This window comes from Acetomicrobium sp. (genome assembly GCF_059026225.1).
Genome location: NZ_JBWQOQ010000007.1, coordinates 655277 through 670720, shown reverse-complemented (window position 1 = coordinate 670720; position 15444 = coordinate 655277). Strand labels below are relative to the sequence as shown.

At 44.7% G+C, this 15444-nt stretch carries 13 protein-coding genes; all 13 read left to right on the top strand.

All coding sequences use genetic code 11. The annotated features are described in order from the left end of the window. The first annotated feature begins 6 nt into the window (after positions 1–6). The 13 genes from AC5SXE_RS07790 to AC5SXE_RS07730 all read left to right on the top strand — a co-directional run bounded on the left by AC5SXE_RS07790 (position 7) and on the right by AC5SXE_RS07730 (position 15434). Positions 7–957 carry a 1-phosphofructokinase family hexose kinase gene (locus AC5SXE_RS07790; protein ID WP_323721077.1) on the top strand — a complete coding sequence of 317 codons (951 nt, stop codon included), beginning with the start codon at positions 7–9 and terminating at the stop codon, positions 955–957. 125 nt (positions 958–1082) lie between these two features. Beyond that, positions 1083–1643 (top strand): arsenate reductase/protein-tyrosine-phosphatase family protein, encoded by a 561-nt coding sequence (locus tag AC5SXE_RS07785; RefSeq protein WP_493917092.1) that lies wholly within the window; start codon positions 1083–1085, stop codon positions 1641–1643. Between the two features lie 62 nt (positions 1644–1705). Further along, the gene (gene fliS / locus AC5SXE_RS07780; RefSeq protein WP_493917091.1) at positions 1706–2158 is read left to right on the top strand and encodes a flagellar export chaperone FliS; all 453 of its coding nucleotides are present in this window, start codon (positions 1706–1708) and stop codon (positions 2156–2158) included. Then, entirely contained in the window at positions 2115–2591 is a 477-nt protein-coding gene (locus AC5SXE_RS07775; RefSeq protein ID WP_303883138.1) for a flagellar biosynthesis protein FlgN, read from the top strand. Before fliS ends, AC5SXE_RS07775 begins: the two co-directional genes overlap by 44 nt. Positions 2592–2652: 61 nt before the next feature. Continuing rightward, the gene (locus tag AC5SXE_RS07770; RefSeq protein ID WP_493917090.1) at positions 2653–3723 is read left to right on the top strand and encodes a M48 family metallopeptidase; all 1071 of its coding nucleotides are present in this window, start codon (positions 2653–2655) and stop codon (positions 3721–3723) included. A gap of 69 nt (positions 3724–3792) precedes the next feature. After that, a complete protein-coding gene (gene dnaX, locus AC5SXE_RS07765; protein ID WP_493917089.1) occupies positions 3793–5502 on the top strand; it encodes a DNA polymerase III subunit gamma/tau in 1710 nt (569 codons plus the stop codon). Next, entirely contained in the window at positions 5495–8908 is a 3414-nt protein-coding gene (locus tag AC5SXE_RS07760; protein WP_323721082.1) for a DNA polymerase III subunit alpha, read from the top strand. The genes dnaX and AC5SXE_RS07760 overlap by 8 nt, the downstream gene beginning before the upstream one ends. Positions 8909–8999: 91 nt before the next feature. Further along, positions 9000–10751: a pyruvate kinase gene (gene pyk, locus AC5SXE_RS07755; RefSeq protein WP_493917088.1), complete on the top strand. Its 1752-nt coding sequence runs from the start codon at positions 9000–9002 to the stop codon at positions 10749–10751. A gap of 34 nt (positions 10752–10785) precedes the next feature. Continuing rightward, positions 10786–11475, top strand: a complete 690-nt coding sequence (locus AC5SXE_RS07750; RefSeq protein WP_493917087.1) for an NUDIX hydrolase — start codon at positions 10786–10788, stop codon at positions 11473–11475. Beyond that, the gene (locus AC5SXE_RS07745; protein WP_493917086.1) at positions 11466–12308 is read left to right on the top strand and encodes a deoxyribonuclease IV; all 843 of its coding nucleotides are present in this window, start codon (positions 11466–11468) and stop codon (positions 12306–12308) included. Before AC5SXE_RS07750 ends, AC5SXE_RS07745 begins: the two co-directional genes overlap by 10 nt. A 21-nt stretch (positions 12309–12329) precedes the next feature. Further along, positions 12330–13412, top strand: a complete 1083-nt coding sequence (locus AC5SXE_RS07740; RefSeq protein WP_493917085.1) for an alanine/ornithine racemase family PLP-dependent enzyme — start codon at positions 12330–12332, stop codon at positions 13410–13412. Continuing rightward, entirely contained in the window at positions 13409–14245 is an 837-nt protein-coding gene (gene cdaA / locus AC5SXE_RS07735) for a diadenylate cyclase CdaA (protein ID WP_323721087.1), read from the top strand. Before AC5SXE_RS07740 ends, cdaA begins: the two co-directional genes overlap by 4 nt. Beyond that, a complete protein-coding gene (locus tag AC5SXE_RS07730; RefSeq protein WP_493917084.1) occupies positions 14226–15434 on the top strand; it encodes a CdaR family protein in 1209 nt (402 codons plus the stop codon). The genes cdaA and AC5SXE_RS07730 overlap by 20 nt, the downstream gene beginning before the upstream one ends. The last annotated feature ends 10 nt before the right edge of the window (positions 15435–15444 follow it).

Sequence of the window (15444 nt, the reverse complement as noted above, 5' to 3'; positions counted from 1 at the left end):
AGCATATTGGACAAAACGGTTATGACCGTTACCATGAACCCCGCCATAGACATTCAATATGTCGTTCCCGACTTTAGTCCCGGCAGGTGGTTTCAGGCTTCAGAAGTCGACAGGTCCGCTGGCGGCAAGGGAGTAAATGTGTCCATAATTTTACAGCAGTTGGGGTATGAAAGTGCGGCTATGGGATTTCTAGCCGGTTTTTGCGGAGAGTATGTGCGCGATACATTGAGGCGTCTCAAACTAACGACCAATTTTGTAAATGTCATAGGTGAATCTAGGACGAATGTCTACATTGTGGATGAGGTTGGACGCATCGAAACAGGTGTAACAGAACCGGGCCCTTACATTTCCGATGAGTCGTTGGGCAGATTTATGAAAAATTACGAGCGAATGTTGAGCCGTGCGCGGTTGGTTTACCTAGGAGGGTCTCTACCCCCCGGAGTGCCGCAAGATGCCTATAAAGATTTAATACTGCATTGTGAAGAGGCGAAAGTTCCGGTATTCATAGATGCTTCAGGCCCTGCGTTGACCGCCGCATTAGAAGCGCGTCCCATGGTTGTAAAATTCAATCACCGCTTTTTACTTTCCACCCTTGGCTACCCCATGGGCTCTCTTGATGATATCCTAAACTTTGTATCCAAAATTCATGACAACGGAATAGAATGGTCTGTGACCACCTATGGAACGGTGGGCAACATATTTTATACACCTCAAGGGATTTATCTTGCGGATATTGGCAGAGAGGAAAAAAAGCAAATGGTATCGCTTCTTGCCATCGATGACGCGCTAATGGCGGGATTGGCGGTGGCATTGCTCGAAGAAATGGATGTGGAACTAGCCGTTCGTTTTGCTCAGGCTTGCGCTTTAGAGGATACACTTCACGTTAGAAAGGGGATTCGTGGCAGAAGCATGGTTGAATCGCTGGTACCAAAAATCATGGTAGAAAAGTTGACCTAAAGGGGTGTTTTGATGATAATTGGATATCTTATGGATAGAGACCTGACATTGCTCGGTGAAGACGGATTCTGCGTTAGCATAGCGAATAAAGCAGGTATAATAGAATATATGATGGATGGATAATAATGCCTAAGATACTTTTCGTTTGTGCCGGCAATACCTGTAGAAGTCCGATGGCAGAAGCGCTAATGAAGAAAGCTTTGAAATTAAAGGGGATTGAAGGTTGGTCCGTTTCTTCAGCAGGACTTATGGCTATACCTGGCATTCCAGCTAGTGAAAACGCGAAAAAGGTGTTATTAGAGGAATACGGTTTGGATATTGAAGATCATTCTTCCAAAGCCATTGAACTTAATTTGGTGGCAGAGCATGATTACGTAATTGCTATGACCTTAAGACATGCTCAATGGCTGGCATCGAGATTTAACCAATATAAAAATAAGATTTATTTCATTGGAGAGTTAACCTCAGAAGAGGTAAAAGGTGCCATAGAGGAATACTTAAACGCACAAGACACCTACTCCACCTATTATATGAGGTTGTATGAGGAAAAGATAAAGCCTTACGAAATTGAAGACCCCTATGGTAGCGATATAGATGAATATAGAAAGGCTGCTCGGAAACTATGGCAATATTGCTGTCGCATCGCAGATCTCATAAAAGACGGCAATTTCCCCCCAAAGTCTTAGCCGTTCGAAGCTAACATTTTCCGCTAAACAGCCGATTACAAACTGTAGGGGGTGTTGTAGAAATGCTGATAAGCGGAAACGAAGCGCAAATGACCTATAAAGTAAACCAAATTCGAACAGCCAGCAAAGACCAGTTGCTTCTTATGATCTACGATATAGGCATAAGTGCTACAAAAATAGCTAAGAATGCTATCAAGGATGAAAATAACGAGATGGCCAATAAGGAACTACAGAGGGCGCAGGCAGCACTGCGAGAATTGATGAACGCCCTTGACGTAAGCGCTGGGGAGTGGGCAAATACATTGATGTCTTTGTACGAGTTTATGCATGAACAACTGGTCAAGGCCAATGTCAGCAAAGACCCGGATTTGATCGAAAGTGTTAAATTGATGCTCGAGGAATTGCGTGCAGTTTGGCAGGAGGCAATCGAAAAAAGTCGCGTAGAGAGCTTCGCCCAAGAGGAAATGGATCATGGCGAAGTTAGGCCGCAGGGGGGTTTTGATTTTGCAGGTTAATGTTGACAATATCAAGGGTCTTGCCGAAAAGGAACAAAAGTTATACCGTGATTTAATATCTTTGGTAGATGAGGAAATGGAGCATGCTCGTGCCGGCAATACTATGGCTTTAATGGATGTTTTAAAAAGAAAACAAGCCGTAATTTCTTGCCAAGAAGCCCTGCAGGATAAATGGCTAGAATTTGCAGCTTCAATGGGCATCAGTTCTTCCCGGGAGACCGTAGAATTTTGGGATGCCCTTGCAGCTAGATTGGGCAAAGAAGGCTCTAAGGACGTTATTGAAAAGATAATCGAGATTAGAAAAATGGCTGCGGAGATATTGGAGAAGGAATATGAGGTCCAAAAAGAACTTGAAAGTCACCTAGCGAAACTGCGATCAAATTTATTGAAGCTGAACGATGGCATGCGAGCATTTAAAGCCTATATGAGTTAAAATGCTACGCAGGTTAGAGAATAGGATAAATAAAACAGGAAGTGATTGAGATCTGAGGCGAGTGGTTTCGTTTTTATGCATAATAATGCTTATCTTATACACCCCCATAACGACATATGCCCAAGAGGACGACTCTAAAGAGATTGCTTTAGGTCGCAAGGTTGCCGAGCAGGTAGAAAGGACCTGGGAAAGGGTTACAGATCCGACGATAACGGCCAGGCTAAATATGATCTTGACCCACTTTAGGCCCCATTTAGATCGTGACCTACCCTATGAGGTTAGAGTGATAAAGGATGACGAGATTCCTAATGCCTTTTCTCTTCCGGGTGGAATAGTTTACTTTACTACTGGCATGATTCAGCTTGCCGAAAGCGATTCGGAATTGGCAGGGGTCATGGCCCATGAGCTTGCCCATACCGAAAAAAAACATGTAATGATACAGGTAGCCAGAAATCAGAGGCTTTCGCTTTTGAGCCTGGGAATCATAGTGGCCACTGGAGGACAAGCTGCTGCCGTTCTTTTGACAAATGTTGCGCAGGTAGCGGTAATGAATTCTTACAGTCGCGATCTGGAGGAAGAAGCCGATATGGTGGGGTTGGACCTCCTAATAAAGGCTGGTTATCCGCCATCGGCGATGATCACATTACTGGAGCGTCTTGCGGAAGAGGAACTTAAAAGGCCGTACTTTGAGCCCGGAATTTACCAGAGCCACCCTAAATTGAAGGATAGAATAGCTTATCTAAAAAGCACAATAATGGCAAAGGGATTGGCCCTAAATCGTAAGGAAGTGCTGGGCCTGCTAAGAGTTGAGGTTACCGAGGAGGACAATTTTTGCCTTCTTGCTATAGACGAGGAAGTTATATTGAAGTTAAAGAGCAACCCAGATACGGTTGCTGTATTAACCAATATGGCGGCAGGACTCAATAAGGCTTTAAAGTTGGAACTTGAGCCTTATGAGGTAAAGATAATAAACGTTGGAGAAGAATCCTTTTTCTGCGTTGGACCTGATAGGATCATTACTCAAAAAGATTTACCCGCAGGAGCTCCCTCCCTTGAGGAAATTCGAGATAAAATATTATTGGCCCTCGAAAAGGCGAGGCAGAAACATACCTTTACGAATTTTATCCGCTGAGGTAAGTTGTAAAAAAAATTTTGATGTAGAATGAAATAAGGTTTGAGGATTTCTTAAGGAGGCCTCTAAATGTACATATCCTTGTATAGAAAATACCGACCGGGTCGTTTTGGCGATGTGGTTGGGCAAGATGGTATTGTGAGGATCTTGAGGAACTCCTTGAGGTTGGGGAAAGTGGGACATGCCCTTTTGTTTTCCGGTCCCAGGGGTTGCGGCAAGACGACCGTGGCCAGGATATTTGCGAAAGCGTTAAACTGCCCGAATTCAGCAGATGGAGAACCTTGCGATAACTGTGACGTATGTGATTCCATCTCTTTGGGAGAATGTCTTGATGTGATAGAGATTGACGGAGCTTCCAACAGAGGCATAGAGGAAATAAGAAACCTTAAGGCCCAGGTTGGACTAGCCTCCTTCTCTCTCCCCTACAAAGTATACATCATCGATGAAGTTCACATGCTTACTGATGCGGCTTTCAATGCTCTTTTGAAGACATTGGAAGAGCCGCCCAACCGAGTCGTCTTCATATTAGCTACTACCGAACCGGATAAGGTTCCACTCACCATTAGATCTCGCTGCCTTCGTTTTTATTTCAATAAGTTATCCGGCTTCGATATCGCAAAAAGGTTGCGTCATGTAGCCGAAATGGAGGGTTTCGATTTCGAGGAAGAAGCTCTTTGGGAGTTGGCAAGACAGGCAGACGGGTCGCTGCGTGATGCTTTGACCCTGACTGAGCAGGCTTTAGCCCTACAAGATGGCAAGCTTTCTTTGGACTCGGTGGCGTTTCTTTTAGGCGGCAGCAGGAGCGAAATGGAGGACGTAATACAACTCATGATAAGGGACCCCTCGCAAGGCTTTCTGCGAATGAAAAACATTTTAACGAAGGGGTTAGCGATAGAGAGGCTTCTTGAAATTTCCTTTTCCATCTTTCGAGACATGTGGATGTACAAGACCTTTGGAATAGATTTGATCGAAGAACTCGAGTTGTCAGAAAGGGAAATCGGATTTTTAAAAAGGGAAGCTCCCCTTTGGGACGGTTCGGTTTTATTTTCAGCTATGAAATTGTGCGCTGAACTAAGCCTTCAGGCAAGGTTGGGCGTTAAAGAAGATATCCTTTCCAGCTTGTTTTTCGTGCATGTAGGAAAAACAAAGGACCTATCCGTGATTGAAGCAGGCAAAACCCCGGATCTAGTTAGTGTAAGTGTAAGCACTAAGGGAGCCGAAGTTGTTGTCCAGAGCGGGAGCAAAGATCAAGTGCGGGAAGACATATCTGAACCGTGGCAGGAAGTTATGAAAAAGACGGCGGAGGAAATGTTGCCCCTTTACTGCGCTCTAATACCTTCAAGGGTCGAATACGACGAAAATACGGTGTTGATCGAAATTTCGATGGAACGAAAGTTCGATTTTAATCTGTTGAAGTTGCCAAGAAACTTGGCCTATCTATACGATTCAATAAAACAAAATATTACAGATACTGATGAACTAGTGATAAAAAGTGGCGATGAGGAAGCAAAATATCCTACAGACCTGGTATCAGAACAAATGGAGCCAGAAGGGGAGGAATTTTTACAAGAGGAATTGCCGCATCCATCGGAAGACGAAGAAAGACAAATTCTAGAAAGCTCAAATGCTGTAGTCACATCTGCCGAGGATCGTAAGGCAAGAGAAAATGACGAGGCCCTCCAAAGGATTGCCATGTATCTTAATGGAGATGTTTTGATGTATAAAAAGTGGGACGAAGAAGAAAGTGCAGAAGAAGACGGAGGCGTTGAGATTGAATGATCGATTTGTTCATTTACATGTTCATACGGAGTACAGCCTCTTAGACGGTGCAATAAGGATCAAGGACTTGGTCTCCAGAACAAAGGAATGGGGCATGGACGCTGTAGCGATAACGGACCACGGGGTGATGTTCGGAGCCATCGAGTTTTATTATGAATGCGAAAAAGAGGGCATTAAACCCTTAATTGGTTGTGAAGTATATGTTGACCCCAAGGGGCATACCAGGCGTGAAGGTCAGGGAGGCAACTACCACCTCTTACTTTTGGCGCAAGACAATGATGGTTACAAAAATTTGGTGAAATTGGTCTCAGTGGCTAATATAGAAGGCTTTTACTACAGACCCCGAGTGGACTACGATTTGCTTGCCAGATACTCCAAGGGGTTAATTGCCTCGTCAGCCTGTCTGGCCGGTGAAATTCCTTCGCTTATTTTGGAAAATAGATATGATGAGGCGAAGGAGAAAGCCTTGATTTATCGCGATATATTTGGCGAAGACAATTTCTACCTTGAAATAATGTCCAATGGCATGCGGGAACAGGCCACAGTTAACAAATCCTTGATCGAGCTTTCCCGAAAAACAAACATACCACTGCTTGCTACTAACGATGCTCACTATTTGGAAAGCTCTGATGCCGAATGGCATGAAATATTACTTTGCGTGCAAACCAACTCTACTATTAATTCGAAGAACAGGTTCCAGTTTGGTTCCAAAGAATTCTACCTTCGCTCGCCTCAAGAAATGTGGCAAATATTTGGCAGCGAGTTGCCCGATGCCTTAAAAAATTCGATTGATATAGCAGAAAGATGTAATGTTAAAATCGAGTTCGGACATTATATGTTACCCGAGTATAAGGTCCCTGAGGGAGAGACGCTAGAAAGTTATTTGGCCTTAAAGGCCAGGGAGGGTTTGATTAGACGTTTCAATGGCAGGAGTGTTCCCTTAGAGTATGAAAAACGGATGGAATATGAACTCAACGTAATAACTCAGATGGGGTTTGCCGGATACTTCTTGATAGTCCAAGATTTCATCAATGCTGCTAAGTCCAAGGGGATACCTGTAGGGCCGGGCAGAGGTTCCGCGGCAGGATCTTTGGTGGCCTATGCTTTAAGGATAACGGAAATCGACCCAATCAAATATAATCTTTTGTTCGAGCGTTTTTTAAACCCTGAACGGATTAGCATGCCTGATATAGATACGGATATATCCGATAAGCGTCGCGACGAAGTGATCGATTATGTAGTTGAAAAATATGGTCGGGACAGGGTAGCTCAGATAATAACATTCGATAGAATGAAAAGCAGAGCTGCCGTTAGAGACGTGGGTAGAGCCTTGGACATGCCTTACCCAGAGGTCGACAAGGTGGCAAAATTGATCCCTTTTAATGTTTCTTCGATAGAGGAAGCTTTGGAATTATCACACGAATTGCGGGCAATTTATGACGGGGACAGCGAGGTTAAGCGGTTATTGAATTTTGCCAGTCATATCGAGGGAATTGCCCGCCACTGTTCGCAACACGCTGCAGGTGTTGTAATATCACCTGAACCCTTAGTAAATATAGTACCTCTCAAGGCGATTAACGGATCGCAAATAGTGACGCAATACTCCATGGATCCGTTGGAAAAACTTGGACTCGTCAAGATGGATTTTTTGGGCTTAAGGACCTTGTCCATGATGGAAGAGACTTTGAGCAATATCTCTAGAAACGACAAAAAGACGCCCGATCTTACCGGGTTGCCCATGGATGACAAGCTCACCTTTGAGATGCTTAAAAAGGGCGATACCATGGGGGTATTCCAACTTGAATCTTCTGGCATGAGACAGCTTTTGAAGAAGTTAAGCCCTGACTCTTTCCAAGACATAATAGCTGTTTTGGCACTTTATAGGCCTGGCCCCCTGGGTAGCGGTATGGTGGACCAATACATAGAAAGAAAGCGTGGAAGGTCCCCTGTAACATATCCTCATCCTGCATTGGAAGACGTGCTCAAAGAGACCTATGGCATTATTCTCTATCAAGAACAGGTCATGCAAATTGCGGCAGAATTAGCAGGCTACAGCTTAGGGCAAGCAGACATCCTTCGCAGGGCAATGGGAAAGAAAAAGGTTGAGGAGATGGAAGAACAAAGGAAAGTCTTCTTAAAGGGGTGTCTGGCAAATAGGGTGAGCGCGGAGAAAGCTAACGAGATATTTGATCTAATTGAATATTTTGCTGGTTATGGCTTCAATAAATCGCACAGTGCCGCGTATGCTATGATAAGCTATCAAACAGCATATCTCAAAGCACATTACCCAGTAGAATTTTTGGCTGCTTTTCTGTCAAGCCACATAGGCGCAAAAAAGGAGATTCTTGCCCGATACGTAAGAAACGTCAGGGCTGCCGGAATTAAAGTCCTTCCGCCTGATGTAAACGAGTCCGAGGCCGGCTTTACAGCTGTTGGAAGCGTCATAAGATTCGGCTTAACTGCCGTTGCTAAGGCGGGTTCCGGTGCCGTAGAGGCTATTTTGAAAGCAAGAGAAGAAGGGGGACCTTTCAAATCCCTATGGGATTTTGTATCTAGGATAGATTTGAGGGCCGTAAATAGATCAGTCATTGAAAGCCTAATAGGAGTCGGAGCCTTCGATGGCTTGCATAACAACCGACGTCAAATTTTAGAGTCTCTCCCCATTTTGTTGGATATGCGTGCTCGTCAAGAAGAGGACAAATATCAACAAAGGTTATTTAGTCTTGAAGCAGATGGATTCTTTAGCGAAGAGCCGGCGTTAGTCGAAGTGGAAGATTTCGAATTTCGCCAAAAGCTTGAATTGGAAAAGGCGGCAGTCGGGTTGTACATATCGGGTCATCCTTTCGAGGCCTACGAGACGAGAGTGCGTAAATACGCTTTTTGCACCCCCTCTGAGCTCGTATACTGGTGTTCTAAAAAGTCACCTTTAATAGGTGGCATTGTTACCGAAGTAACTGAAAGATATACCAAAAAAGGTGACCTTATGGGAATCGTTGAGATAGAAGACTTGGAAGCTAAATTGGAAATCGTTTGTTTTCCCAGGATTTGGAGCAAGGTCAAAGCATTTTGTCAAATGGGCAATGTCATCCTGGTAACGGGTCGTTTGGAGGAAAGAGGAGGTTTGACCATGATTGCTGAAGACATTGTTTCCTTGGAGGTCGCCGAAAGTGAGAACCACCAGATCTTTAGGTTGCGTATTCCCTTTCATCTCTGCGACGAAACGGTTTTGAGGGATTTGCTCAGGACTTGCAAAAGCTATCCAGGAAAGGACCAGGTTCTCGTAGAAGTGTATAATGATAAATTTTCAGCATTCATTTTGTTAAACGGTACTTTGGTGAACACGAGCGACGAGTTGATCGAGAAGATTGAGGATAGGATCGGAAGTTTTCTTGAAATCGCGGTTTAGGCTTGAACCTCACTTTTGAGGCATAGCTTCGCCGTAGATTTTAAGTTTCACGGAGATCATGTGCTAAGTTTGATTTTTTGGAGTGATGGATATGAGAAGAGCTAAGATAGTATGTACGTTAGGTCCTGCCTGTAGCGATCGCATGATCCTTAAACTACTGGCTCAAGAAGGCATGGATGTTGCCAGATTAAATTTCAGCCATGGCACATATGACCAACACGGTAAAAACTTAAATTCTGTTAGGGATATAGAAAGCAAATTGGGACGACCCATAGCTACCATGTTAGATACCAAAGGTCCCGAGATAAGAACAGGTTCCCTCGCAGATCACGAACCAGTGATGCTTCACGAGGGCGAGGCTCTTATCTTAACCCCAGAACCCATCGAGGGTGATAAAACTAAGATTTCAATAAGCTACGAGGAGCTACACAAGGATGTTTGGCCAGGGGTAAACATATATGTTGACGATGGTGCTATAGCCCTCGTGGTTGAGGAAGTAAGAGGTCAGGATATAGTATGTAGAGTAGTTGTTGGGGGAGAACTGGGTGAGCATAAGGGAATTAACGTGCCCGATGTAAATCTTTCCGTTCCTCCCTTGACTCAGAAGGATATCGAGGACATCAAGTGGGGTCTTGATCATGAGATGGAATATGTTGCCGTTTCCTTCGTGCGCACCAAAGATGAGATCATCAGTGTAAGACGAATTATAGAGGAACTGAACGGCGATATTAAAATAATTGCCAAAATCGAAACTAAGCAAGCTGTGATAAATTTGGATGAAATCATTTCTATTGTAGATGGAATGATGGTGGCGAGGGGAGACTTAGGAGTGGAGATGCCAATCGAAGAGGTCCCCTTAGCACAAAAAAGAATGATAGATCTTTGCAGGTATCACGGGAAGCCAGTAATAGTAGCTACGCAGATGCTCGAATCGATGATTAGAAATCCAAGACCTACAAGGGCGGAGGCAAGCGATGTTGCCAATGCGGTTTTGGACGGTGCCGATGCCGTCATGCTATCTGGCGAGACGGCAATAGGGAAATATCCCGTGCTGGCTGTTCGAACCATGAGAGCTATCGTGGAGCGCGTCGAACGAGAATTTCGTACCTGGCAGAGGCCTGCTACAATTCCCATTAGAGCAAAAGGTGTTCCAGATGCGGTGAGCCATGCGGCAGTTTCGATAGCAGAGGAGATGAATGCTGGAGCTATCCTTTCTCTTACTAGCAGCGGAAGTACGGCGAGAATGGTGAGCAAATACAGGCCTTTATCACCCATAATCGCGGCCACAACAAAGATCAAGACCTATCGAGAGCTGGCCTTGGTTTGGGGCGTGACTCCGATGCTTCAGCCTGAGATCCCAGTAACTGACGAAGCGGTAGATAAGGCCTTGTCATCAGTCAGAGAAAGGGGTCTCCTACAAGAAGGCGAATTGGCAGTTATAACTGCAGGCGTGCCGATGGGAATTCCAGGTACAACTAATATGATAGAAGTTCATCCTGTCAGCAAGATATTGGTTCGAGGGTTGTCCTTGATTAAAAAAGAAGCCTCGGGCGTTGTTTGTAAGGCCTTAGATTCCGATACGGCCATTGCTACCATGAAGGATGGTTATATATTGGTGGTACGACAGACCGATAAGTCTTACTTGCCCGCGATGAGAAAGGCTCAAGCCATCATTGCAGAAGAAGGCGGTCTTACCAGTCATGCGGCCATAGTAGCCTTAGAATTAGGTATTCCCTGTATCGTAAGTGCCGAAGGAGCAACAAGCGTTTTGGAAAACGGCATGGTGGTAACCGTTGATGGTGCAAGGGGCGTTGTATATCAAGGAAACGTAAAGCTCCGCTAATGGCGGTTTTGTTATTTAAAGGAGAAGCAATGAAGTGAATGCGGAATTTGCCTATGACAAAAAAAGCGGTATAATTTCTCGCGATTGTGATTTTTGTCTTCGCGAACCTTTAGTCTCTTGTGATTGGCAACGGATAGACGAGGACATAATGAGGCTGTTTGGCAAAAGCACTGATGTTTCCTCTTTGTTGCGTAGTGCTGTGATCGTCCCATTGTTGCAGATATCGGACAAACCGGCTGTCTTGCTAGTTGAAAAGAGGAAGGGCCTTCCCAAACACGGTGGACAGGTTGCCTTTCCGGGAGGAAGGAAAGAACCTTACGATGTGGGACCAGTGGATACGGCGTTGAGGGAGTTTGCCGAAGAAACTGGATTGCCTTCCGATGTGGTTTGTATAGTGGGCATGTTGGAGCCTGAAGTGACTTATACCACCGGTTACGTTATTGTTCCCATAGTAGGCTTCATAAAGAATGCCGACATATTAAAACAAGTCAGAGTCGATACTAACGAGATAACAAGAATTATCCTTTTCTTTCTGGATGAAGCAAACAAGCAGGACTTCAAAGTAGAAACGCATACATTAAGTAGCGGGATATCGTTGTTGTACCCGGAATACGAACTGAAAGGCGGGCTTAGGATATGGGGAGTAACGGCTCGCATTTTACTAAAGATACTTGCTTACGCGGAGGATTTTTTCCAAGGAGCACTAGGGAGTAAATGGCCTTGATAGGGGCACATGTGTCGATTCGCGGAGGGCTTCATCGGGCGATTGAAAGAGGAGAAAGCTTATCCTGTGAAGCGATACAGATATTTACTAAAAATCAGTTACAGTGGAAGTCGCCACCGCTTAAATTAGAGCATAGCATCATGTTTTACAAAAAATGGCAAGAAAGCTACGTGAAAGATATAGTAGCGCATGCTTCCTATCTAATTAATCTAGCCTCGAAGGGCGACATAAGATTGAAAAGCATATCGGCTGCAGTTGATGAGGTATCAAGGTGTAGAGAATTGGGAATAGGTTGTCTCGTCTTGCATCCCGGCTCTCATGGTGGAGCTGGCCTTGAAAAGGGATTAATGCGCATGGCTGACGCATTGAAGGAAATACTGGCGAGAACAGATGATGCAAAAACTAAAATATTACTCGAAACTACAGCTGGTGAGGGATTCTCTTTAGGAGGAGATTTATCTCATTTTGGAGCTTTGCTCGAGCTGTTGGATGGCAATTCAAGGATTGGCGTTTGCCTTGATACTTGTCATTTGTTTGCGAGCGGATATGAGCTGGCACCTCGTGAAAGCTACGAGCGTTTTGTTTCAATAGTTGATAAATACGTAGGTATTGATAGGGTTGGATGTTGGCATCTAAACGATAGTCATTATGATAGGGGGAGCAGAAAAGACAGACATGCCCATATAGGAGAGGGTTGTATCGGCATCGATGCCTTTGCCCACATACTTACGGATGAACGATGGAAGCATGTGCCGTGCGTTTTAGAAACGCCTAAAGACGGACATGGCGACGAGGGCAATTTGTCCATATTAAGAAAACTCAGAGGTTATTGACAAGACCGAAGGGAGACAGAAATGGGGCGTAATCCCAAACTGAGGATACGATTAAGTAAGGTTCAAGACAATGCTTCAAAGGTTGTCGATCTATGTAAGGGCTCAAAAATAGAGGTCGGCGGGGTGGCAAAGGGGGTATGCGGAAACGTCAGCGTTGCAAGGGCGATGGTGGATGGTGGATGTTCCTTTTTGGCAGATAGTCGAATACAAAACATCATAAACCTCAAAAAAGAGAATCTTGATAGCCCTTTTATGCTCCTTCGTTTACCTATGCCAAGCGAGATTGACGAAATCGTTTCTTTGGTCAACTTTAGTTTGGTTTCTATGACCGAAGTGGTCAAGTTGATTGACGAAGCCTGTCGGATCCAAAATTTATACCATGACGTGATCGTCATGGTCGATGTAGGAGATTTACGCGAGGGCATATGGCCTTCTGAATCAGAGATTGAAAATATGGCAAGGACCTTAAGGGGTTGTCAAAGAGTTCGTTGCATTGGTGTAGGGACCAATGTCGGATGTTTCGGTGGAGTTTTGCCGTCGCCGAAAAATTTGGATAAATTGGTAAAAGTCGGGCACGAGTTCGAAGAATTTCTAGGTTATAAGTTGAAAATATACTCAGGAGGGTCTACCTCGTCGCTTGCCTTAGTTGAAAAGGGCATCATGCCTTCAGAAATTAATCAATTAAGGGTTGGAGAGGCAATTTTGCTTGGAAGCGATGTAACGGGAAGAAGATCGATTCCCTACTTAAATCAAGATACCATGATATTAGAGGCGGAGGTCATAGAACTGAGGCGAAAACCGAGCGTTCCTATCGGAAGAGTCGGTGCAGATGCCTTTGGTAACGTTCCAGCATTTGCGGATAAGGGAGTGAGGCTCCGGGGTATTTTGGCCATTGGCAAGCAGGATGTTAGGCTCGACGGGATATCACCTCTGCAGGAAGGCGTTTATGTGCTTGGCGCGTCAAGCGATCACTTAATCGTAGATATCGAAGAACTGGCTGGTGAAATTACGATAGGCAGCATCATTAGCTTTAAGGTCGATTATGGGGCAATGCTTGCTGCCACTACGTCGCCTTATGTAAGAGTGGTGATAGAGGAGCGATGATTAAGTTCCTTTCAGTACGCGATCTCTTGGATATACTGATCATAGCTTTTTTGATCTATAGGATATTGTTGCTATTGATGGATACAAGGGCAATGCAGCTGGTCAAGGGGCTGCTCCTTATAGGTTTGGTGAGCGTGTTAGCACGAGCGCTTCGCTTTGAAGTTTTGTCGTGGATGTTGGGCAAGTTCCTGGGTGTTTTGTTCATAGCCATTCCAATAGTTTTTCAACCTGAATTGCGGCGTATGCTGGAAGAAATTGGCAAGGGAAGCATATGGCGGCGAACGATTTCTCGGGAGAAGGCTCAATCGTTGGCAGATGAGGTTTTAAGGGCGCTCATGTATCTTCAGTCACAAAAGATAGGGGCTTTGCTGGTCCTGCAAAGAAGCACGGGCCTCAAGGATATATGGCAATCAGCGGTAAAGCTTGACGCCGAGATTTCCCAAGAAGCCCTGGTATCCATATTTTGGCCGGGGAACCCGTTGCACGATGGAGCAGCTATTTTGGACAAGGAACGTATTATAGCTGCATCGTGTTTTTTGCCCTTGAGCGATAACCCGGACATCTCTAGGTGGCTTGGCACGAGACATAGAGCTGCACTTGGCATAACAGAAGTTTCAGACGCCATATCTTTAGTCGTTTCGGAGGAGAGGGGAGAGGTCTCCTTCGCCATTCGCGGACATTTGTCCAGGGGGCTTAAGGAAACTCAACTGCGTCAGCTGCTTTTGCATTACTTTCTTTCCGAAGATGAACCGAAGACATTGTGGGAGAGGATTAGGATGGCCCTTATTTCATTTCGCTCTGGAGGTGTAGACGATGATGAAACGATTCGATGAGCTATTTTCCTCCAGAGCGTTTTTGAAGGTTGTTTCCCTCGTTTTGGCGTTTTTGCTATGGTTTTACGTTACAGGAGGAAGCGATACGGATATAGTTAGGTCTTACAGATTGGCATTACAGCTTCGCAATGTTCCGAGCGGGGTGGTAATCCAGCGCGTTCCAAGGGATATAGAAGTTCAAGTGGCGGCAAATAGATTTTTGGCTTCGAATATAATCCCTGAAAAAGATATCGTCTGTTACGTAGATCTTCAGGGGTTTGAGCCAGGGCGTCATACGCTTCCTGTCAAAGTTTCCTTGTCCGCGGGCTTGAAGTTGATATCGCTAAATCCCTCAATGGTCGAGCTACGATTGGACAGGACCGTGGAAAAATCCATCTCAGTAGTGCCAGAGTTGCCTCAAATAATGGACGGTTATGTGGTCCGAAGTATCGCCCTTTTTCCTTCCGAAGTGATAGTGCGTGGGTCCGAAAGTGATATAGAAAAGATAACTAAAGCTGTTGTAACACCTACACTCGCCGATTTGCTTTCAAAGGAAAAAAGAAGTTTTGACGTCATACTGGAGCCTCGGGGACACGATTGGTCCAGTGTTACTGTGTTACCTGACAAGATCAATTTGGAAGCAGAAGTTGATATTGTTAAAATAAAAAAGGAAATTCCTGTTATTGTACCCATCGAAGGCGAGCCCCATCCCGATTATCTTGTGACCTCTATAGTCACTACTCCTGGCACAGTGATACTAGAAGGCCCAAAATTAACACTTGATGAAATTAAAGCCATTACCACAAAACCCTTGGATATCAAAGGAATAACCAATAACATAGAAGTACAACTTCCCATTTCGGTTCCTAAGAACGTCACTTTGTTGGGAGAGACCAATCTGACGGTTAGGGTTAGCTTAAAGCAAAAAATTGCTACCATGAAGTACGAAAATTTAAGGATAGAAGTAAGGGGCAGAGGTATTTACAAAGAATGGGAAATATCACCCAGCCAGGCCAACGTCGTTATCACAGGTCCTCCTTCGCTCATTGCCTCGCTTGAAGGAAAGGATCCCGCGGTCGCTGTTTATGTCGATATCACAAACATAGTTTCTAGAAGGTTGTCCATACCTGTTAATGTGGAAATTAAGGTTAAAGGCATTGAAGTGATGTCTATAGATCCCGAAAGAGTTACTTTTACTGTTGTAGAATAAATAATAAACA